General features: G+C 66.4%; 17 protein-coding genes. All 17 read left to right on the top strand.

Annotated elements, in window-relative coordinates; translation table 11 throughout:
* Positions 1-74 precede the first annotated feature (74 nt).
* The 17 genes from ACQPYR_RS16395 (at position 75) to ACQPYR_RS16475 (ending at position 19,859) form a co-directional block, all read left to right on the top strand.
* Entirely contained in the window at positions 75-2,480 is a 2,406-nt protein-coding gene (locus tag ACQPYR_RS16395; RefSeq protein WP_433633108.1) for a RelA/SpoT family protein, read from the top strand.
* A 359-nt stretch (positions 2,481-2,839) separates the two neighbouring features.
* The gene (locus tag ACQPYR_RS16400; protein WP_433633110.1) at positions 2,840-4,438 is read left to right on the top strand and encodes a cutinase family protein; all 1,599 of its coding nucleotides are present in this window, start codon (positions 2,840-2,842) and stop codon (positions 4,436-4,438) included.
* A 51-nt stretch (positions 4,439-4,489) separates the two neighbouring features.
* Positions 4,490-5,425, top strand: a complete 936-nt coding sequence (locus ACQPYR_RS16405; protein WP_433633112.1) for a hypothetical protein — start codon at positions 4,490-4,492, stop codon at positions 5,423-5,425.
* 20 nt (positions 5,426-5,445) lie between these two features.
* A complete protein-coding gene (locus ACQPYR_RS16410) occupies positions 5,446-6,321 on the top strand; it encodes a MinD/ParA family ATP-binding protein (protein ID WP_433633114.1) in 876 nt (291 codons plus the stop codon).
* Positions 6,318-6,959 carry a hypothetical protein gene (locus tag ACQPYR_RS16415; RefSeq protein ID WP_063043703.1) on the top strand — a complete coding sequence of 214 codons (642 nt, stop codon included), beginning with the start codon at positions 6,318-6,320 and terminating at the stop codon, positions 6,957-6,959. The genes ACQPYR_RS16410 and ACQPYR_RS16415 overlap by 4 nt, the downstream gene beginning before the upstream one ends.
* A gap of 25 nt (positions 6,960-6,984) precedes the next feature.
* Positions 6,985-7,281, top strand: coding sequence for a hypothetical protein (locus tag ACQPYR_RS16420; RefSeq protein WP_040692318.1), 297 nt, complete (start codon positions 6,985-6,987; stop codon positions 7,279-7,281).
* An 8-nt stretch (positions 7,282-7,289) separates the two neighbouring features.
* On the top strand, positions 7,290-7,565 hold the full coding sequence (locus tag ACQPYR_RS16425; protein WP_245567243.1) for a hypothetical protein: 276 nt from the start codon (positions 7,290-7,292) through the stop codon (positions 7,563-7,565).
* A gap of 23 nt (positions 7,566-7,588) precedes the next feature.
* The gene (locus ACQPYR_RS16430) at positions 7,589-8,242 is read left to right on the top strand and encodes a hypothetical protein (protein WP_433633116.1); all 654 of its coding nucleotides are present in this window, start codon (positions 7,589-7,591) and stop codon (positions 8,240-8,242) included.
* On the top strand, positions 8,239-9,054 hold the full coding sequence (locus ACQPYR_RS16435) for a hypothetical protein (RefSeq protein WP_433633118.1): 816 nt from the start codon (positions 8,239-8,241) through the stop codon (positions 9,052-9,054). The genes ACQPYR_RS16430 and ACQPYR_RS16435 overlap by 4 nt, the downstream gene beginning before the upstream one ends.
* Entirely contained in the window at positions 9,048-9,908 is an 861-nt protein-coding gene (locus ACQPYR_RS16440; protein WP_433633120.1) for a hypothetical protein, read from the top strand. Before ACQPYR_RS16435 ends, ACQPYR_RS16440 begins: the two co-directional genes overlap by 7 nt.
* On the top strand, positions 9,902-11,374 hold the full coding sequence (locus tag ACQPYR_RS16445; protein ID WP_433633122.1) for a hypothetical protein: 1,473 nt from the start codon (positions 9,902-9,904) through the stop codon (positions 11,372-11,374). Before ACQPYR_RS16440 ends, ACQPYR_RS16445 begins: the two co-directional genes overlap by 7 nt.
* Positions 11,375-11,376: 2 nt before the next feature.
* Positions 11,377-12,867: an SCO6880 family protein gene (locus ACQPYR_RS16450; protein WP_063825095.1), complete on the top strand. Its 1,491-nt coding sequence runs from the start codon at positions 11,377-11,379 to the stop codon at positions 12,865-12,867.
* 7 nt (positions 12,868-12,874) lie between these two features.
* Complete coding sequence (locus tag ACQPYR_RS16455) at positions 12,875-15,178, top strand: hypothetical protein (RefSeq protein ID WP_433633124.1); 2,304 nt, start codon at positions 12,875-12,877, stop codon at positions 15,176-15,178.
* Positions 15,179-15,233: 55 nt separating this feature from the next.
* Positions 15,234-15,542 (top strand): transposase, encoded by a 309-nt coding sequence (locus tag ACQPYR_RS16460; protein WP_433597857.1) that lies wholly within the window; start codon positions 15,234-15,236, stop codon positions 15,540-15,542.
* Positions 15,543-15,582: 40 nt separating this feature from the next.
* On the top strand, positions 15,583-17,265 hold the full coding sequence (locus ACQPYR_RS16465) for a peptidoglycan DD-metalloendopeptidase family protein (RefSeq protein WP_433633126.1): 1,683 nt from the start codon (positions 15,583-15,585) through the stop codon (positions 17,263-17,265).
* A gap of 179 nt (positions 17,266-17,444) precedes the next feature.
* The gene (locus ACQPYR_RS16470; RefSeq protein WP_433633128.1) at positions 17,445-17,984 is read left to right on the top strand and encodes a hypothetical protein; all 540 of its coding nucleotides are present in this window, start codon (positions 17,445-17,447) and stop codon (positions 17,982-17,984) included.
* A gap of 48 nt (positions 17,985-18,032) precedes the next feature.
* Positions 18,033-19,859 (top strand): type IV secretory system conjugative DNA transfer family protein, encoded by a 1,827-nt coding sequence (locus ACQPYR_RS16475; RefSeq protein WP_433633130.1) that lies wholly within the window; start codon positions 18,033-18,035, stop codon positions 19,857-19,859.
* The last annotated feature ends 6 nt before the right edge of the window (positions 19,860-19,865 follow it).

A 19,865-nucleotide genomic window follows, 5' to 3' on the forward strand; every position in this document is an offset into this window, starting at 1 on the left:
GGACTAAAGTTGTGGTCTGGGCGGTTGCAGCGGTCGGATACTGTGGTCCGATCGCGGCGTGGAGAGGTGGTGGCATGACTCAGCATCTGGGCGAGGCGAATGTCGAGCAATCGGCAGGTGCCCCGCAGTCGAATGGTGCGGCCGCCTCGGATGTGACCACGCCGAAACCGCAGATGAGCGGCGGTGCCGCACCAGCGCGTCAGCCCGGTACCACGGCCGCGGTCCCGACCTCCGCCTCGCGGCGGGTGCGCGCCCGACTGGCCCGGCGCATGACCGGCCAGCGCGGTATCGCGGCGGTCAAACCGGTACTCGAACCGCTGGCCAGCGTGCACCGTGAGCTGTATCCGAAGGCGAATCTCACGCTGCTGCAGCGTGCCTTCGACGTCGCCGACGAGCGCCACGCCCACCAGTTCCGCAAGTCCGGTGATCCCTACATCACCCACCCGCTCGCGGTCGCCAATATCCTCGCCGAACTCGGCATGGACACCACCACGCTGGTCGCGGCGCTGCTGCACGACACCGTGGAGGACACCGGCTACTCGCTCGAGCAGCTGACCGAGGACTTCGGCGCAGAGGTCGCGCATCTGGTCGACGGCGTCACCAAACTCGACAAGGTCAACCTGGGTGCCGCCGCCGAGGCCGAGACCATCCGCAAGATGATCATCGCGATGGCGCGCGACCCGCGCGTTCTGGTGATCAAGGTGGCCGACCGCCTGCACAACATGCGCACCATGCGCTTCCTGCCGCCGGAGAAGCAGGCGAAGAAGGCCAAGGAAACCCTCGAGGTGATCGCCCCTCTGGCACACCGCCTCGGTATGGCCACGGTCAAATGGGAGCTCGAGGACCTCGCGTTCGCGATTCTGCACCCGAAGAAGTACGACGAGATCGTGCGCTTGGTCGCCGACCGCGCGCCGTCGCGCGATACCTACCTGGCGCGGGTACGCGCGGAAATCGTGAATACGCTTGCGGCATCGCGGATCAACGCGATCGTCGAGGGTCGCCCCAAGCACTACTGGTCGATCTACCAGAAGATGATCGTCAAGGGTAAGGACTTCGACGACATCCACGACCTGGTCGGCATCCGCATCCTGTGCGACGAGGTGCGCGACTGCTATGCGGCGGTCGGTGTCGTGCATTCGCTGTGGCAGCCGATGGCGGGCCGGTTCAAGGACTACATCGCCCAGCCGCGCTATGGCGTCTATCAGTCGCTGCACACCACGGTCGTCGGTCCCGACGGTAAGCCGCTGGAAGTGCAGATCCGCACGCAGGACATGCACCGCACCGCCGAATTCGGCATCGCCGCGCACTGGCGCTACAAAGAGACCCGCGGCAAGCATTCCAACGACTCCACCGAAGTCGACGACATGGCGTGGATGCGTCAACTGCTCGATTGGCAGCGAGAGGCCGCTGATCCGGCCGAATTCCTCGAGTCGTTACGCTTCGACCTGAAGTCACCCGAGATCTTCGTATTCACCCCGAAGGGTGATGTGATCACGTTGCCGCAGAAATCGACTCCGGTCGATTTCGCGTACGCCGTGCATACCGAGGTCGGGCACCGCTGCATCGGCGCGCGGGTCAACGGCCGGCTGGTCGCACTGGAACGTCAGCTCGAAAATGGTGAGGTCGTCGAGGTATTCACCTCGAAGGCGCAGAACGCAGGACCCAGCCGCGACTGGCAGAACTTCGTGGTCTCTCCGCGCGCCAAGGCCAAGATCCGGCAGTGGTTCGCCAAGGAACGCCGCGAAGAGGCTCTGGAAAGCGGTAAGGAGCAGATCTCCAAGGAGGTCCGCCGCGTCGGGCTGCCGCTGCAGCGGTTGATGAGCGTGGACGCGATGACCGCCGTCGCGCACGAACTGCACTACACCGACATCTCCACCCTCTACACCGCCGTCGGTGAGCATCAGGTGTCCGCGCACCACGTCGTGCAGCGGTTGATGGCGCAACTCGGTGGCATCGGCGATGTCGAGAACGAGCTCGCCGAGCGCTCCACTCCGTCGACGACGCCGAGCCGACAGCGCGTGACCGGTGACGCTGGGGTGCTGATTCCCGGCGCGTCGGGCACGGTGGCGAAGCTGGCCAAATGCTGCACTCCGGTCCCGGGTGACGAGATCATGGGCTTCGTGACCCGCGGTGGCGCGGTGAGCGTGCACCGTACCGACTGCACCAATGCCGGTTCGCTGCGCGATCAGGCCGAGCGCATCATCGATGTGGAGTGGGCGCCCTCGCCGTCCTCGGTCTTCCTGGTCGCCATCCAGATCGAGGCACTCGACCGCACCCGGCTGCTCTCGGATGTGACCAAGGTGCTCGCCGATGAGAAGGTGAACATCCTGTCCGCATCGGTCGCCACACACGGTGACCGGGTCGCGATCAGCAAGTTCACCTTCGAGATGGGCGATCCGAAACACCTCGGCCACTTGCTGAATGTGGTTCGCAATGTGGAGGGCGTCTACGACGTCTACCGGGTGACCTCGGCCACTTAGCGCCCACCCGTCAATCTCGCTGGACATAGCCGGCGTACCCGCATGGAAAGTTGCGGTTGCCTCCCGGTGTGGTTCGGCGTTCGCTGGAATGCGAAGTCCAGGTTGATGATTCGAATACCCGGCGGGTCGCCGACCGGTTGCGGGGCGGCTTCCGCCGTCGGAAACTTGTCGGATAATCCAGAATGGCACGCCGTGAACTGTCGTGCGGCACTCGGCGGTTCGCGCAAACTTTTCGTCGAAGCCGCAGCAAGAGTCGGAATCTGTTACGGTCTATTGCGTTTCATGGCGTTTAGGTTAGCTGCGGCAACACGAATTGATTGCGGATCGCTATGATGAACTACTCGGCACGGATCTCGGGAATGCTGATCGCATTCGCCGTTGCTGTGGCGACCGCAGGAACCGCCGTAGCGGAACCGTCCGATTCCGCAGGCCCGTCGACGAACATCGCCATCGGTACGTGTCCGGCACTGTACGCCTTGGGGATTCAGGGCACAGGCGAATCGTCACCCGATGCCGCGCCGACCACCGATACCGGCATGCTCTCCACGGTCTTCATGCCGATGCTGGCCAAGGCCGACCCCAGTCTGGTCGACCGCGCCTATGTCCCATACGAATCCGGTTTCGGCGGCGCGACCGCCGGTGGCACGGTGTCGTATGCGGAGTCGGTGATCGGCGGACTGCTCCGGCTGCGCTCGATGGCCCAGGATGTCGCGACCCGCTGCACCGAGACCCGCTTCGCGATCGTGGGCTATTCGCAAGGCGCGCACGTGGCCTCGATGTTCGCCCAGGAGGTCGGCCAGGGCCACGGCGTGATCCCGCCCGAGAAGGTCGCTGCGGTGGCCTTGTTCGCCGATCCGACCCGCAATCCCGGTGCGCCGCTATTTCCCGGCTCACCGGGCAAGGCGACGCCGGATCCGGCACCGGGCACATCAGGGGACCGCATCGCATCCATCGCGGCACTGTCGCAGGAGCCCGCCAGTGGCGGCGGAATCGGGCCGGAGCGCGATAAGGCCCCCAATTTCGCCGCGCTCACCGGACGTGTCGCGAGTTTCTGTGCCGCAGGCGATCTCGCATGCGATGCACCGGAGGGTGCGCCGATTCTGAAGGCAGTGGCGTCTATTGCGGGCCAGTCCAAGTTGAGTGGTGGCGACCCGATCGCATCACTGGTGTCGATTTCCCAGGCGCTGGCGTACACGTCGATCAAAACCGCCACCAAAGTCATCAATGAGGATGTCCAAGGCAACTCTCTGGCGAATTTGTCGATTTCACCGCAGAAGTCGATTTCGCAGCGCTTGGCCGATGCCGCCGATCCGCGCACACCGCTGAATATCCCTGCGGCACTGCAGGCATTGCTGAACGTCGGCATGATCGGACTGAACGCGGTCGTGACGGTGGTCAAGTCGGTCATCAACTCGGCCGATATCAGGCAGCTGGCCACCGCGGGTCTGACCGATCCGGTCTCCGGAATCCTGCTGTTCGGCACGAAATTGCTGGGCGCAATTCCGCAGTTGGTGCCGCCGACGACCGGTGCCCGACTGGTAACTCAGGCCTTCGACGCGGTTGTACAGAACATCACCGATAACAGCGAACTGCTCAATGTGACGACCTGGGTACGCTATTGGGACACCGTGCAGCGCCACGGCGCCTACAATACGGCGGCGATCACCGCGACCGGTGATGCGCCCACCCGATTCGTCGCGGACTGGTTCGCGGCGGCGGCACACGATCTGGCCGATAAATATGGCAGCGGATCTGTGCCTATCGGCGACAGCAGGAAATCGACGACCGGATTCTTCGGAGAAAGTTCCGGCGCGTCGACTACGCCGAATTCGTCCGGTACGGGACAATTTCCGTTCGGGACAGGAGCCGACGGCACCTCATCCGGCGGCGCGACGTCGACTCCGCCCACCGTAGTACCCGGCACCGTAAACAACACCTACCCGTTCTCCACGAACTGATCGCAGAGAGGGTCCGATTATGCATGTGCCTCGCTCTGCGGGAATGGGGGAATGTTGAAGTCGTACAAACAGCTGTCGCGCTGGTACGGCGCGCTGGAGCCGGAGACGGGGGTAGCGGCCCCGAACCCCGACGAGCCGGGATTGCGGGATCCCGGTGACGAGGACGGTGCGCCCCGGTTTCCGCACTACATTCGCGAGGAGGATCCCGACGAGGTGCGCGCACGCAACGAGGTGCCCGCCGATCTGGCCTCCAGTCGCAGCGAATTCACCGGTGGGTGGTCGGATTGGGTGGCCGGACGCGCGCCCGGTCCCGACGACGACTACGTCGGTCCGCGCGATGGCGAACTTGTACAGTTCCCGTGGCCGGAGGACGACGACCACGACCACGTTCCGCGCGAACGGTCGACTCGCGCGACGCGCGCATTGCGCCAGGAGGCGCGCGATCATCCGGCCACGCGCCGGGCCCGGGTGATCGCGGTGCTCGTCGTGGCCGTGCTGCTGTTGGTCGCGGTCGCCGCGGGCGCGGTATTGCTCCTGCGCTCGTCCGGTGATCGCGCCGCCGCGCCGGTCGTGCCGTCGATGCGATTCACCGCGGGCAGTATCCAATCCCGTGGCATCGCCGACTGTCCGACCGAACGCGGCGATCGCATCGTGCGCAGTGCCGAACCCGGCGGCACCGACTCCGGACCGGACGCGATCCTGGCGTTCCAATACGCCTACTACGTGGAACGCTCCGGCGAGCGGGTCCGGGCGGTGGTCGCCCCGGATTCGAATATCTCCTCGGCCACGGTGATCCAGCACGGCATCGACACCATTCCGTTGGGCACCACGCATTGCGTCCGGATCCAGACGATTACCGATGACCGGTATTCGGTCGAGGTCACCGAGTACCGACCCGGCGGCGCGCCCGCCACGTACAACAAGCAGACCGTCACCACGGTGGTGGTCGACGGCCGCACGCTCATCACGGGCGTCGCGGCCGGATGAATTAGGGAGAGCTGATAGCGATGGGAGACGACTGGAGCCGCTGGCTCGACGAGGCGCCCGATGCGGGTGATCCGTCGGACCGGCATGCGGCTTCGAAGGCTCCGGTGGTGCGTCTGCGGCGTAAGGGCGGAGACAGCGAATCCGCGGAACCGACGCAGCGTTCGATTCTGGTGGTCGGTGGCTGTGGTGGTGCGGGAACCACGACCACGGCCTTGGGCTTGGCCGGTGAACTCGGCACGACGGGCACCTCGACGGTAGCGGTGGACGCCACGGCGGCGGGCAGTGATCTGGCGCTACGCGGCGCCGATGAGCACCTGCATCCGATCAGCCTGCAATCGTGGTTGTACGGGCGCGGCAACGATGAGCCTGCGCCGTTGAAGGAGTGTCTGTCGCAGGCGAGTTCGGGTATCGGACTGCTCTGGCGCGACGCCGCGCCACTGCGTCGGCGTGCCACATATCTCACAGTTGCGCGCGCGATCTATGACGCCGGGTACACCGCTGTCTATGACGGCGGCAACCCGATTGCCGGACGGCAGCTGCGGCCATTGCTGGATGACGCGGATGTCGCTCTGGTACTTGCCATTCCGGCGCGCGCAGATGCCGCGAACCGGCTGCGGGTGACCCTGGAATGGCTCGATGACCAGTTCGGCGCTTCGGCCGAGGGGCAGGGCGGCGGCATCGTCGGCGACACCACAATCGTTGTCTCACACCAGCTCCCCGGCGCGGACTCGCATGTTGCCGATCATTTGCGTGAGCACCTTTCGGGCTGGGTTCGTGATATCAGGGAGATTCCCTACGATCCACATCTGGCGCGTGGTGAACTCGTTCGCCACGCATCGCTGGCTTCGGAGACGCGCCGGGCTTATGGGCGGCTGCTCGCCGGAGTGGCATCATGACGGCCGCCATGAAACTTCGTCGCCAGTCCGAAGCCGCCCAGGCCGGTGTGGTCGCCCCACCGGAGTCCCGTCGCGCGCCCATTTGGGACCGTCCCGTACCCGGCGTCGGCCGGGCACCGCTGTGGTGGCTGCTAGGTGTGCACGGCGGTGCCGGAGCCAGTAGCCTCGCGCGGGTGCTTGCGCCCGCGGCGGATTCGGGCCGCCGCTGGCCCGGCGTCTTCGACCGCGAATCGCCCTTCGTCGTCCTGGTGGCTCGCGAGACCATTGCCGGACTCACTCGCGCGCATGATCTGCTGCGCCAACATCATTCGGGTTTCGCGGGCTCCTGTGAGGTCCTCGGTCTGATTACGGTCGCGGCTCGTCCCGGGCGCATGCCCGCCGAAATCCGCCGCTACCGCGATGTGGTCGGCTCCCTGGCCGGTCAGGTCTGGCAGGTCCCGTGGTACGAGGAATGGACCCTCGTCGAACCGGAGAGCCTGCCGATCTGGACCCCGGGCGACGAGATACCGCAGAAGAAGAAAAGGATCGACCCGCTCGAGGAAGTTCCGCTCGAGATCCGGGAGCTCGGGGCCGATATCGTTGCGGTCGTGCGCGAAAACCTGGACAGCAGTGCATCTTTCGACGAGGGCCACCGTTGACCGCCACTACCAAGAAAGGCAGCCGATGAGCATGATTCTCCTTGCCGTGCAGGACACGTACGGCACTGTCCTGGCTCAGGTCGGCAACCCGACCCCGGAAGCGCCTCCCGGCTCGGAGAAGATCCTGCAGCTGGTGCGATACCTCACCTGGTTCGTGTTGCTCTCCGGTATTTGCGGAATCACCTACGCGGGCGGCAAATTCGCGTGGGAGAAGTGGACCGGTGGTGGGCTCGAATCGCCGAAGATGGTGGCCGGAGCCATGATCGGCGGCGTCGTCGCGACGAGCGCGGGCACCATCATGAACGCCGTCATCGGAACCTGATGTCGGCGATGGCTACCGTGCGAATGTCGGCGGCGGAATTGCTTGCCTACAAGCAGATGCCCGCCGAAGTGCTGCAACCGCTGATGCAGCTGCTGAACTGGCTGCTCTGGTTCGTACTGCTGGTGTGCCTGGCGTGGATGATCGTATCCGCCGGTCGCCTGTGGATCGCGTTCCGGAGCGACCTGGCGATGAACGACGCCTCGCACGGCGTATTGATGAGTCTGCTCGGGGCGGCTGTGGCGAGCACGGCCTCGGGGATCGCGTTGGCGTTCCTGCCGACGTGAACGGGGATGGGGACGGCCCTGGGATGATTTCCACAGTTGTGCGGGAGCAACCCGGCGTGTGGCGGCGCGGCATTCGCAAGCCCGCCGCAGGTGCGTTCGGTGCTGCCATGCTCCTTGCGGCGGTCGGCTGCGGCGGCGGTGACGGTGATGCCGGCCCGAACCTGACGGCCGCACCCACCCAGGTGCGGTGGCAGCCGTTCCAAGGCGTGGCACTCCCGAGTGCCGACCAGGGGCCGAAGCAGATATCTGAAGGCGCCGCAACGGGTTTCGAGCATTCGCCGACCGGTGCCGCGTTGGCGGCGATCATGCACACGGTGCGATTGTCGGTGGCCGCCGACAGCCAATGGGCCGATATCGTGCGCCAAGAGGTGGTGCCGAACAAGGCCAGAGACGAGTGGGCGGTCAACCGGGTGCAGCTCTCGATCACCGGTCCGGCCGCGCCCGAATATGCGCCGAGAGTGCTCGGATACAAGATCACCGGCTACACCGATGCGGCTTCCGCCGTCGACGTCTATACCGAATATTCGGACAACTCGAAGGCGGTGAACCACACCACTGTCGAATGGTTCGGCAACGACTGGAGATTACGACTGCCGGATCCCGACGCGACCGCCCGGCCCATCGAGGCGGTCGATGAATTGCCCACGGACATAGTGAAATTGGAGGCGCCGAAGTGAGTGAGAAGGAGTCTTACGCGCGCGATCGCGTCTCCTTCGGTGCCATCGCGTCCGCTGCCGTGCTGGTGCTCATCGTGGTCGTCGGTGTATTCGTGTACGTAAGCCGGGGCGATTCGGGTTCGGGTGGCGACAAGTCCTCCGCCGCGGCCAATTCCGGCGGTGAGGGCTTCGCGACCCCCGAGGTGGATATTCTCGGCAGGCGCGTCGATATCCCGAACAACCCTGCCGGACAACCGCTTCCGCAGGATCCGACCCGGCAGCGCAGGCCGTCGGACGCGGACTGGCTGACCGCGGCACCCGAGGGCACCACCGCACCGCACGGTTGGCAGCGGGTCTACGGCGCATCGGTCCCGTTCTCCACCTCCGACGGACCGACCCACATCGAAGACGGTCTGGCCGTCGGGTATTCGCACACCCCGCAGGGAGCGGTGCTCGCCGCCGCCCAGATCACCTACCGCCTCAACGCCCGCCCCGCCGACCGCGACCTCTACGTCCGCCAGGTCCGCGTCTCGGCCCAGCAGATCGCCGCCTACGACAAGGCCCTGTCGCAGGACAAACTCCCGCAGCAGCAGCCGGAGAAGGTGACCAAGTATTTCGTCGCCTCGGACGCGTTCAAGGTCGAGAACTATGCCGATGATCTGGCGATCATCCAGCTGGCCACCCGTGGCCAGGTGGTCGATGGCAAGCAGCTGTGGGCGGCGCTGCGATTGGTGATGGTGTGGGATGCGGGGGACTGGCGGCTCAAGCCGGCGACCTCGAACAACCCGCAGACCGAATATGTCGAGTCGTTGAACGGGTGGACCAAATGGTGACCACGGGACCCGGATCCGGTCCGGCAGGCAAACGTTCGCCGCTCGCGATGCTCGGCGTCGGTGCGGTGCTTGCCGTGGTCGTCGCGGTCGCGGTGACCGTGGTCGCCATGCGAGACAACGCCGCCGGGGGTGACCAGGTATCGAAGACCAGCGCGAGTTCTGGCAGCGCGCCGGTCATCGCTTCCGCCACCAGGAGGGCCGCCGGATTCAGCGGCTCCGACGTGGATTCGTTCGGCCATCGTTTTGATGTTCCGAACAACCCTGCCGGACAACCGCTTTCGGAGTCGGTTACGCCGCGTCAGCCCGCCGACACCGACTGGCTGTCCGGCGCTCCGGGGGGCACAGGTGAGCAGGGGGGTTGGCAGCGGGTGTACAGCGGCCCGGTGATCCCGTTCTCGACGACCGACGGCCCGACCCGCATCGACAACGACATACCGATCGGATTCACCCGGACCCCGCAGGGCGCCGCGCTCGCGGCCGAGCAGATCTACTGGCGCACCGTGGCACGTCCGACCGATCGGGCCCTGTGGCAGCAGCTGGTGATCCTGTCGGACCAGGAGCAGGCCGATCGCGACCGGAAGATCGCCGACGGCAAGATCCCGAATGAACTGCCCGACAACATCAAACCGTTGTTGTTCGCCTCCGATGCATTCCGAATCGAAAGCTATGGTGACGATTTCGCTGTGGTACGTATCGCCCGCAAGACCCGTGATTTCCTGCACGGCGGGCGCAGTTGGGTAGCCATGAGACTTAATGTGCTCTGGCGCGATGGTGGTTGGAAACTCAAGTCGTCCACGAGTGATGCACAGCCGCTCGAGACGATCGACTCGATCGATGGGTGGACAAAATGGTGAGGCGCGTTGTCACGATCCTCGCGGTCATCTTCACTGTCATGATCGCGACACCGACGGTGGCGTACGGTCAGACCTACGGATTCGACGATACGTGCAACGAATTGCACGACACGCTCGACAACGTCGGTCTGCCCGGCTTCTCGCTCGGTGACGCCGCGTCGGCCGCGTGCAAGGCGGGCAATGCCGCCTCGCACCCGGGCAGCGCCGCGAACGCGGTCAAGGACAAGGCCTGGGATTCGACCTTCGGCAAGGTCGTCGATTCGCTGATGAACGGTCTCGGTGAGGCCATCATCCTCGCGTTGACCTTCTGGATGAAGGTCCCCAACGAGGCGGCCAGCGATTCGGGTTCGTTGTTCGTCAAGATCAACGACTACACCTATCAAGCGCAGATATTGCTGCTCATCGCCTCGGTGATATTGTCCGGCGCCAGATTAGCCGAGGCCAGACGCGGCGCCGTCATGAATGAGGCAGCCGAATCGTTCCGTATGTTCACGCGGGTGGTTTTCAGTTCCTGGATGCTCGGCGCCGTCATCGTCGCGGGCACCCAGGCCTCGGATCGCTTCTCCGAGTGGATCATCAATGATTCGACCAACGGCAATGCCAAGGACCTGGCCGAGCTGATGGTGAAAACCAGTAAGCTGCAGGCATTCTCGCCGGGTCTGGTGTTGATCATCGCCATCGTCGGACTGCTCGGCGCGCTGGCACAGATCGTGCTCGCCATCGTGCGTCAGGGTCTGCTGATCATCGCGGCCGGTGTGCTGCCATTGGCCGCGGCCGCATCCGGGATGAATATCGGCAAACAGTCGTATCAGAAGCTGATCGGCTGGATCATCGCGTTCATGCTGTGGAAGCCGGTGGCCGCCATCGTCTACATGATCGCGTTCACCACCGCGGGCCATGTGGATTCGCTGACCGATACCGGCGGACTGCCCGAAGGTGAACAGGCACAACGGATGTTGGTCGCCATCGTGCTGCTGTGCAGTGTCGCGTTCGTGCTGCCCGCGCTGATGCGGTTGGTCACGCCGGCGGTCGCGATCGTTGGTAGTGGTGGTTCCGGTCTCACCGCCGCCGGCGGAACCTTGCTCGCGGTGGGCGCTTTGGGTGCGATGGGCACCAAGGCCGTCGCGACGAAGAGCGCCGCCCCGGGCTCGGCGGGTTACGTCAGCGGTACCTCCACCGGTCCGCGTCCACCGGGTGGTGCGGGCGGTCCGCGCGGCGGTGGTGGCGCGCCGCGCCCGGTGCCGCCACGCGGCGGTGGTGGTGGCGGCGGAGCACCTCCGCGCGCCTCCGTCCCGCAGGGCGGGGCGGGAGTACCGTCCGGTGCGTCGAGGGCGGCGGGTGCGATCGGCGTGGCCCGCGCGGCGACCGCGCCGCTGAACCGAGCCGATGAAGCCATGGGTGATGTGGCGGGCGACCGCTGGGCGAACCGTTCGCCCGACCTCGGGAGGAGCACCATTCCGCGATGACGATGACGACGAGCGATACCTACGAGCGCCGCTCGTACGGACTGTGGCAGAAGCCGCGCAGCGCAGGCCTTTTCGGTCTGCGCTGGGAAGAGACCGTCATCGGCTTCGTCGTCGTGATCACGGCCCTGATCTGCGCCATGGTCGGCGGCTTCAAATGGGGTCTGATCGTGGGCGGCACCGGCGTTGTCGTGATGGTTCCACTGGTGTGGCGGACAGGGGGCCGCTCCGGATACGAGAACGGATTGATGATGTTCAACTGGATGCGCTCCCGCAACCGCGGTGAGCACGTGTATCGCGGCGGCCGGTTCTCGCGGATTCCGGGCGGTGTCACGCGGCTGCCCGGTCTGCTCGCGCCCTCGAAGCTCTACGAGGGCATCGACGCGGGCGGCTACAGCTTCGGCATGATCCACCTACCGCAATTCGCCCAGTACACAGTGGTTTTGCGGGCTTGGCCGCAGGGGCACGAGGCCGTGGACCAGCCGGTCATCGATCGCTGGGTCTCGGCCTGGGGTACGTTTCTCGCCTCGGTCGGCCAGACCAGTGACATCGTCGCCGTCGTCCCGGTGATCGATACCGTGCCCGAGACGGGTAACCGGCTGCTCACCGAGGTATCCACGATCACCCGTCCGGAAGCGCCGGAGCTGGCGCAGCAGGTGATGTACGAACTTGCCACCGAGTTGCCGCAGGAACGGGTGCAGCTGCTGCCGCGCGTTGCGATCACCTTCAAGGCGACCACTGCCGAGCGCCGCAAGAATCCGGCCGAGGAGGCCGTCGAGATCGGGCGCAGGCTCCCCGGAATCTGTGCCGCGCTGGCCGAGGCGGGTGTGCGCGCTCAGCCGATGTCGGCCGATGAGGTCATTTCGTTCATCCGGCGCAGCTACGATCCGGCCTCGCAGGCCGATCTCGAGGTCGCCGCGGGCGAACCCGAAGGGCACGGCCTGGATTGGGCCGATGCCGGACCGGTTTCACACGACGAGAAGTGGGATCATCTGGTGCACGACGGTGGCCGTTCGGTCACCTGGGAGATGGACGCGGCACCCGAGGGCGCGGTGGACGAGCGAGTGCTGCAGCGGCTGCTCGCGCCGAACCCCGAAGTGCCGCGCAAGCGCATCGCCATCGTGTACCGTCCGCATTCGGCCGCCGACGCCGCGGAAATCGTCGACGACGATTTCAAGAACGCGCTGGTGGCCCAGCAGAGTGAACGCGGTGTCGTCTCGGCGGCCGCGACCCTGCGGGTGGGCGCCACCCAGCAGGCCCGTGAGGAACAAGCCCGGGGTCACGGTGTGACCCGCTTCGGTGCGCTGGTGACCATCACCGAGCCCCTGCGCGGTGATCTGCCACGCATCGAAGCCATTACCCGCGACCTGTCCACGCAGGCGCGGTTGAAGATCCGGCGGTGCTACCGCTACCAGGCGGCGGCCTTCGCGGCCTCGCTCGGTTGCGGGGTGATCCTGCCGGAACACGCGACAATTCCGAAAGCCTTGGCGGGGTGAGCATTACATGGCACGTGAGTACGAGCCACCCGTGCGCGAACGGGACGAGGCGCCGGTGCGGCGCAGGCGGCGGCCCGAGGACGCGGCATTGGAGCGGCCCGCGGACGAACGCGCTCAGCGGTCCACGGGAGGTCGGGTCGAGCGCTCGGGCATCGAGGAGATGCCCGACCGGGATCGGCGGGCCGCGCGAGGCCCGGCGGGGGTGAGTGGCGGCGAGCGGACCGGCATCGGCGAAACGTCCGATCGGGAGCGGCGACCGTCGCGCGATGCGGCCGAGCGACGGGCGCGACCCGGTGCCGCAGCCGCGGACGGTGGCCGTGCCGATCGGCCGCATCCGGACCGCGGTCGCATCAGACCCGAACACGGCCGCGGTGAACGGACTTCGACGGAGCGCGGACGTCCCGACGGCGTTCGGACCGCTCGCCCGCGCGATGGCGCACCGCAACGAACGGCACGGGGGGAACGCGTGGCACGACCGGAACGCAATGGATCGCGGACGAGTCGCGCGGCACAGCGCGCGGCGAAGATCGACTACACCGCGGACCGCGCCATGGGCACGCCGCAGATGGACAAGGCCGCCCGTCGCGCAAAGGCGAGGTCGGACAAGCGCAAACAGTCCGGTCCGCCGCTGCTCGACGATGTGACCAGGGCCAAACTCGAGCAGATCAGCCGGGAGGGCACCGGCCTGCGGGCGGCATTCGCGACCTTCCGGATCCGCACCGATGATATCCGCCGCCGCAACTACGCGGCGCGTGCCGAACAGGTCTTCGAAGACGGATTCGACCGCAGCACAGCCCAACTCACCGATCGCGGCTATCTGGGTCCCGGCGGCGGCCGGATGAACGTCGTGGGCCGCCCGGTCGAATATCGGGCCACCACCGCCCAGGTGGCGGGTCTGTGGCCGTGGTCGGTCGGCGCGGGTGCGCCGTTGATCGGCACCCCGCTCGGCTCGCATCTGCATACCGGCGCCCCGGTCTGCTTCGATCCGATGAACTGGTTCCTGCGCGGCAGCTTCATCACCGCGCCCAGCCTTTTCGTACTGGGGCTCAACGGTTTCGGTAAGTCCTCGCTGGTGCGCCGGATCGTGCTCGGCGGTATCGCGCAGGGCATCACCCCGCTGATCCTGGCCGATGTGAAACCGGACTACCGTAAGTTGGTCGAACTGGTCGGTGGCCAGGTGATCGACCTCGGTTACGGCCACGGCAAGCTCAACCCGCTCGCCGCCGGTGTGCTCGGTTCGGTCGTGCCGATGCTGGACGAGTTTCCGGCACTGCAACTTCAGGTGCTACAGGACCTGCGCGCCCGCCAGGTCACGCTCATCGCCGGTCTGGTCGAACTCGTACGCGGCGCGCGGGTGCGCGACTACGAGGAGACCCTGATCTCCACCGCGCTGCGCATCCTCTACCGGCCGGGCAGCGGCTACACCCCGGACCAGCCGCCCATCATGGAGAACTTGCTCGAGGTAATCGTCGCCGGCGGTGAGGAATTGATGCTCGACGCGGGTGCCGACAATCCGGACGAATACCAGGTGGCCATCAAGGGCCTGCGCCGTTCGCTGCGCGCGCTGACCCAGGGCCCGTTCGGCGCGATCTTCAACGGGCAGACCACCGTTCCGATCGATACCAGCGCCGTCGCGGTCTGCATCGACGTATCGCATATCCCCACCGGCGATAAGAAGCTCAAGGCCGCGGTGATGCTGGCCTGCTGGGCCGACGGTTTCGCCTCGGTGGAGGCCGCGCATGTGCTCGCCGATGCGAAACTCGGCCCGCAGCGCTACTTCCAGGTGGTGATGGACGAGCTGTGGCAGGTGCTCGGCCTCGGCGACTTCATGGTCGACCGGGTCGATGAGCTGACCCGTCTGCAGCGCACCATCGCCACCGCGCTGATCATGATCAGCCACACCATCAAGGACCTGCAAGCACTGGGATCGGAAGCCGCCATCGCGAAGGCGCTGGGCTTCCTCGAACGCGCGCGCGCCAAGATATTCGGCGCGCTGCCCGGCGAGGAGATCAAGCGGTTGGACAGCGTGGTTCCGTTCACATCCGCCGAGGAGGAGATGGTGACCGGATGGTCCGCACCGCAAGCGCTGACGGGCGAGGCGCTCAAACCTGGTCAGCTGCGGCCGTCGCCGCCGGGTACCGGCAAATTCCTGCTGAAGATCGGTGAGGATCGCCGCCCCGGCATCCCGTTCCATATGGAATTCACCTTGTCCGAGAAGGAGAGTGGGATCCACGAAACCAACCAGCGCTTCTCCGAGTTCACCGAGTCGACTTCGCGTGGTGGCGATTCCCCCAATGGGAGTGCCGCATGAGGGCGCTTCGTGCACGGTTGTCGAGAGCGGTGGATGGCTGTGGGAGGTGGGGCGCATGATGCCGCACCGGTCCTATCGGAGAGTGTCGCCGGAAGTGCGCAAGGCCGCGGTCGAGCAGGTCATCGCACTTACCGGCAAACTACGCAGCGAATCGGAGGCCTGCCGGGTGGTCGCCGAGCAGATCGGCGTGCATACCAACTCGGTGCGCAACTGGGTGCGCGCTGCCGAGGGACCCGGTCTGGAGCGCCTGGACGCGACGGCGCTGCGCCGCAAAGTCGCACTGCTACAACAACAATTGGCCGCCGCCGCGGAGATGAACCGCACCCTGGCCGACACCCTCAACGAATCTCGGCGGCAAACGTGATGGCTTCGGTTCGCGGTCGTTCGGCACTGCCGGGGATGCGGTGACCGGGCGGACCCTCCTCTACCTGGCGCTGACGAGCGTACTCGGGCTGATGACACTGGTGGTCGTCATCGTTATGCCCGCCGTGGACGACTCCTGCGAGGGCACCTCGGTGCTCGTATCGTCGACCATGCTGGCGCCGCTCGGCGGATACGCGCCGGGTAATTCCCGCGTCGCGGGCACCCCCACTCCCATGAGTGCGACCGGCAATCCGACTGCCACCCAAGCCCATTCGACCGCCACCGGTGCGCCGTCGCTGGCCGCGGGCGTGGGGCCGATCCGGCGGACGCTGCCGCTGGCCGCAGGCACCTTCACCGTCTCGGACGTATTCGGCGCACGCGGCGGCACCCATAAGGGCGTCGACTTCGCCGCGGCCGACGGCACCACGATCTACTCGGTCTCCGATGGACGCGTCGTAGCGGCCGGTCCCGCTTCGGGTTTCGGCAACTGGGTCGTCGTCGATTCCGTCGACACCAACGGTCGCGCATATTCCGCGGTGTACGGCCATATGTGGGACAGCGGGGTGCATGTGCACGTCGGCGATACCGTCGTCGCCGGTCAGCCCATCGCGCAGGTCGGTTCGGCGGGTGAGTCCAGCGGCCCGCACCTGCATTTCGAGATCGTGCCGGGCGGACGCTTCACCGGTGGTCGGCAAATCGACCCGCTGCCCTGGCTCGACGGCGCACCGACCCCGGATGTGGGTGGCGCGCAGGCATTCTCCTCCGACCCGCGCTGTAATCGCGGCTTCGGCACCGCGGGTGGTGCGCTGGCCGCGGGCAAGGTGCCGCAGGAACTCGAGATCTGGTATCGGCGTGCGGGTTCCATCTGCCCGCAGATCACCCCGTCGCTGCTGGCCGCACAGGGCAGGCAGGAGTCCGGATTCCGGCGCAGCGCGTCCTCTCCCGCAGGCGCGCAGGGGCTGGCCCAGTTCCTGCCCGGCACAGCGGCCAGTATCGATCCCGATGACGGTCAGCCCTATGTCATCGATGCCGACGGCAACGGCGTCGCGAGCGTGTGGGACGACGGCGACGCGATCATCGGTCAGGGCCGCTATATGTGCGCGCTCGCGCACAAGATCACGGCGTGGGAGTCCCAGGGCCGGGTGCAGGGCGATGTCGTCGCACTGACCCTGGCCGCCTACAACGCCGGCGAAGGCGCGGTACTCGCCTCCGGCGGTATGCCGAACCAGGTGGCCGCGCACTACGCCGAAACCCAGCCGTACGTCGCGAATATCCTTGCGATGGAACCGCAATACCGCGCGCAGGGTTCCAATGGCCGCTTCACCCCGCAGGAGGGGGCGGGCGGCGTTCAGGTCGTCCAGGCGGCGCGGCAATGGCTCGGCACGCCGTACGTCTGGGGTGGCGGTGGCCCGCAGGGGCCCAGCGGCGGCGGCATGGACGGCCCCGGCCTCACCTCGGCTGCGGTGTTCGCGGCCTCGTCGGGCGCGGTGACCTTGCCGCGGACCGCCGAACAGCAGTGGGAGGCGGGCGCCGAAGTACCGCTGAGCAAGTTGCAACCCGGTGATCTGGTCTTCAGTTCATTCGGCCCGCGCGGCCCCGCCGAGGTCGGAATCTATTCCGGCAACGGCCGAATGATCCAATCCGTGCCCGCCGCATACGGGCATTCCAGTGGCGTGACCGAGGTCGCGGTGCCGGGTGACGGCCGCGGGAGGAGGGTGCTGTGACGACAACCGATACCGCGGCCGGCGAACACGCCGAAGCACGCGCGGCGATTGGACCGCACAAGTGTCGGTCCCGGCGGCTAGCCTTGAATAACACGGCGGCGCGAGCGACGGACCCGGAGGCGGTAGCGGAGCGTGACCACGAAGGGGCCCGCGAACGCCGCAAATCGAATACTGCACGCGTGAAACTGGTGGTGATGCTGGTGCTGAGCGTCGCGATGTCGGGTGCGGGGTGCGCCGGCCAGGATCGGGAGTCGGGTTCCGGTGCGCCGCAGCAGCCCACGTCCACGACCCGATTGCTGGAGGGTGTGCCCGCACCCGATCCGGTGACGCCCGACGGCGTCGCCGTGGCCGCGCTGAAGGAGATCTACTCTTGGCAGCCCGCCGCCGAGGCTCAGGGCGCCTCGCTGTCGCGCGCGCGGAAATGGTTGGGCCCCAGCCTGATCCGCATGCTGGACAGCACACCGACCGGGATCGAGACACCGAAAGCGACGCTGCAATGGGCTGACTGGGCCAAGGCGCAGGCACATGTCGAAGCCTTCACCTTTGCGTCGGGTGAGCGCCCGCCCGCGAGCGCCGATCCGAACGTCCAACAGTTCAAGATCGGGATCGAGCAAACGGTCGTCTACCCGAACGGGCGCAAGGAATCCCTGCCGCCCGCGACGGTTATCGCGACCGTGGTGCGTACGTCGGAAGGTTGGCGACTCGACGCCTTCCGCTGAACCCGCACCAGCGACAACCACATAGCTAGGTCCTAACAGGAGGCAGACATGGCGAAAAAGAAGAAGGTGCAGGATCCGGCCGTGGTCGGACCCGACATCACCCTCTACATGATCTACGCCGGTTTCGCGACCCTCGGAACCCTGTGGATCGCCCTGCATCTCGGCAACGCGATGGCTGTCACCCCTCAGGACATTCCGATCAACCCGATCGCGATCGTCGCCGATCTGGTCCGGGGGAAGCTGCACTGGCCGCGCGCCTCCACGGTGATCGTGTTGCTCGTCATCGGCGCGATCGTCGCCTATGTGGTGGTGCGCAAGCAACTCGCCGCACGTCGGTCCGTCGGTCGGCTCTCCGTGGACGACAAGGCCGATGTGATGGGCAGCGGCAGCGCCATCAAATCGCTCACCGAGGCCGGGGTGCGGTCGAAGGCCGAAATGCTCGGTGTGCGGCTCGGCTACAACGACAGCCCGGGTGTGCCCATCGGCATCGGTGTTGCCGATGGGGTGATGCTCTACGGCTCGTATGAGGATCTGCACCTGGACATCTGGGGTCCGCGCCAGGGCAAATCGACCTCGCGGGTGATTCCCGCCATCCTGACTGCCATCGGACCGGTCCTGTCCACCTCGAATAAGCGCGATGTGGTCGATGCGACCCGGGATGTGCGCGAGGCCAAGGGAAGTCGTACCTTCGTCTTCGATCCGCAGGGCGTCGCGGGGGAGGAGCCGACCTGGTTCTGGGATCCGCTTGCCTGGGTGGACGCACATCACGATGGTGCGGAGATGCGGGCCGCGCGGCTGGCCGGACACTTCGCCGATGCGGACAGCGGTTCCGATGCGGCCAAGGGGGATGTGTTCTTCGACCCGGAGGCCGAGGATCTGCTCGCCGGGCTGTTCCTGGCGGCGGCGCTCGGTGGTCGCCCGATCGTCCAGGTCTGGGACTGGGTGACCAATCCCAACGACTCCGAACCCATCGAGCTGCTGCGCAATTCGAGTAAGCACTACACGGCCTCGGGCCTGGCGATGCAGTACAACGCCGATCCACGCACCAAGAGCGGTATTTTCGGCACCGCGAAGAAAATGATCCGCTGCCTGCAGCTGTCCAATGTGCACCCGTGGATCCTGCCGGGCGACAACCGCATGCAGTTCGACGAACTCGAATTCATCGAGAACAACGGCACGCTCTACAGCCTCTCGCTCGAGGGCCGCGGTTCGGCGGCGCCGCTGGTCAGTGCGCTCACCGAGGCCGTGGTCGATGTGGCCATGCGCAAGGCCACGCATTCGCCCGGCGGACGGTTGCCGATCCCGATGCTCGCAGTCCTGGACGAGGCGGCGAATGTGGTGCGCTGGAAGGATTTGCCCAAACAGTACAGTCACTTCGGTTCCCGCGGCATCGTGGTGATGACGGTGCTGCAGTCCTGGGCACAGGGTGCGCGCTGCTGGGGTGACGACGGCATGCTGGCGCTGTGGTCGGCGGCCAATATCAAGGTGCTCGGTCCGGGCGTCGACGATATGAACTTCCTGCGCGACCGCTCCGAGGCGATCGGCGAATACGACGCGATCTCGTCCTCGGTCTCGGAATCCAAAGGCGGCAAGAGCTATTCGCGTTCACTCGGTTCGTCCAAGACATTCACCGTGAACGCGCTGGCTACCCTGCCACAGGGCCGCGCGATCGTCTTCACCTCCGGCCAGCCCGCGGTGCTCGTGCGTACCGTGCCCTGGTGGGAGGGCGACTACGCTGACGACGTGAAGAAGTCGATCTCGCACCATCTTCCGGGGCGTAAGACCGAGATCGCCGACCTGTTCGGCTCGCCCAACCTGACCAAGGCTGCTCCGCCACCCGAATACGGTCAAATCGAGGAGGTTCGGCCACTGTGACCGAGC

This window comes from Nocardia sp. CA-120079 (assembly GCF_050955745.1).
Classification (GTDB): Bacteria; Actinomycetota; Actinomycetes; order Mycobacteriales; family Mycobacteriaceae; genus Nocardia.

Coding starts and splice junctions, on each gene's coding strand:
- ACQPYR_RS16440 (WP_433633120.1), top strand. CDS start 9,048: ATGGTGACCACGGGACCCGGATCCGGTCCGGCAGGCAAACGTTCGCCG.
- ACQPYR_RS16450 (WP_063825095.1), top strand. CDS start 11,377: ATGACGACGAGCGATACCTACGAGCGCCGCTCGTACGGACTGTGGCAG.
- ACQPYR_RS16475 (WP_433633130.1), top strand. CDS start 18,033: ATGGCGAAAAAGAAGAAGGTGCAGGATCCGGCCGTGGTCGGACCCGAC.
- ACQPYR_RS16395 (WP_433633108.1), top strand. CDS start 75: ATGACTCAGCATCTGGGCGAGGCGAATGTCGAGCAATCGGCAGGTGCC.
- ACQPYR_RS16430 (WP_433633116.1), top strand. CDS start 7,589: ATGATTTCCACAGTTGTGCGGGAGCAACCCGGCGTGTGGCGGCGCGGC.
- ACQPYR_RS16400 (WP_433633110.1), top strand. CDS start 2,840: ATGCTGATCGCATTCGCCGTTGCTGTGGCGACCGCAGGAACCGCCGTA.
- ACQPYR_RS16425 (WP_245567243.1), top strand. CDS start 7,290: ATGGCTACCGTGCGAATGTCGGCGGCGGAATTGCTTGCCTACAAGCAG.
- ACQPYR_RS16455 (WP_433633124.1), top strand. CDS start 12,875: ATGGCACGTGAGTACGAGCCACCCGTGCGCGAACGGGACGAGGCGCCG.
- ACQPYR_RS16405 (WP_433633112.1), top strand. CDS start 4,490: ATGTTGAAGTCGTACAAACAGCTGTCGCGCTGGTACGGCGCGCTGGAG.
- ACQPYR_RS16460 (WP_433597857.1), top strand. CDS start 15,234: ATGATGCCGCACCGGTCCTATCGGAGAGTGTCGCCGGAAGTGCGCAAG.
- ACQPYR_RS16445 (WP_433633122.1), top strand. CDS start 9,902: ATGGTGAGGCGCGTTGTCACGATCCTCGCGGTCATCTTCACTGTCATG.
- ACQPYR_RS16415 (WP_063043703.1), top strand. CDS start 6,318: ATGACGGCCGCCATGAAACTTCGTCGCCAGTCCGAAGCCGCCCAGGCC.
- ACQPYR_RS16420 (WP_040692318.1), top strand. CDS start 6,985: ATGAGCATGATTCTCCTTGCCGTGCAGGACACGTACGGCACTGTCCTG.
- ACQPYR_RS16410 (WP_433633114.1), top strand. CDS start 5,446: ATGGGAGACGACTGGAGCCGCTGGCTCGACGAGGCGCCCGATGCGGGT.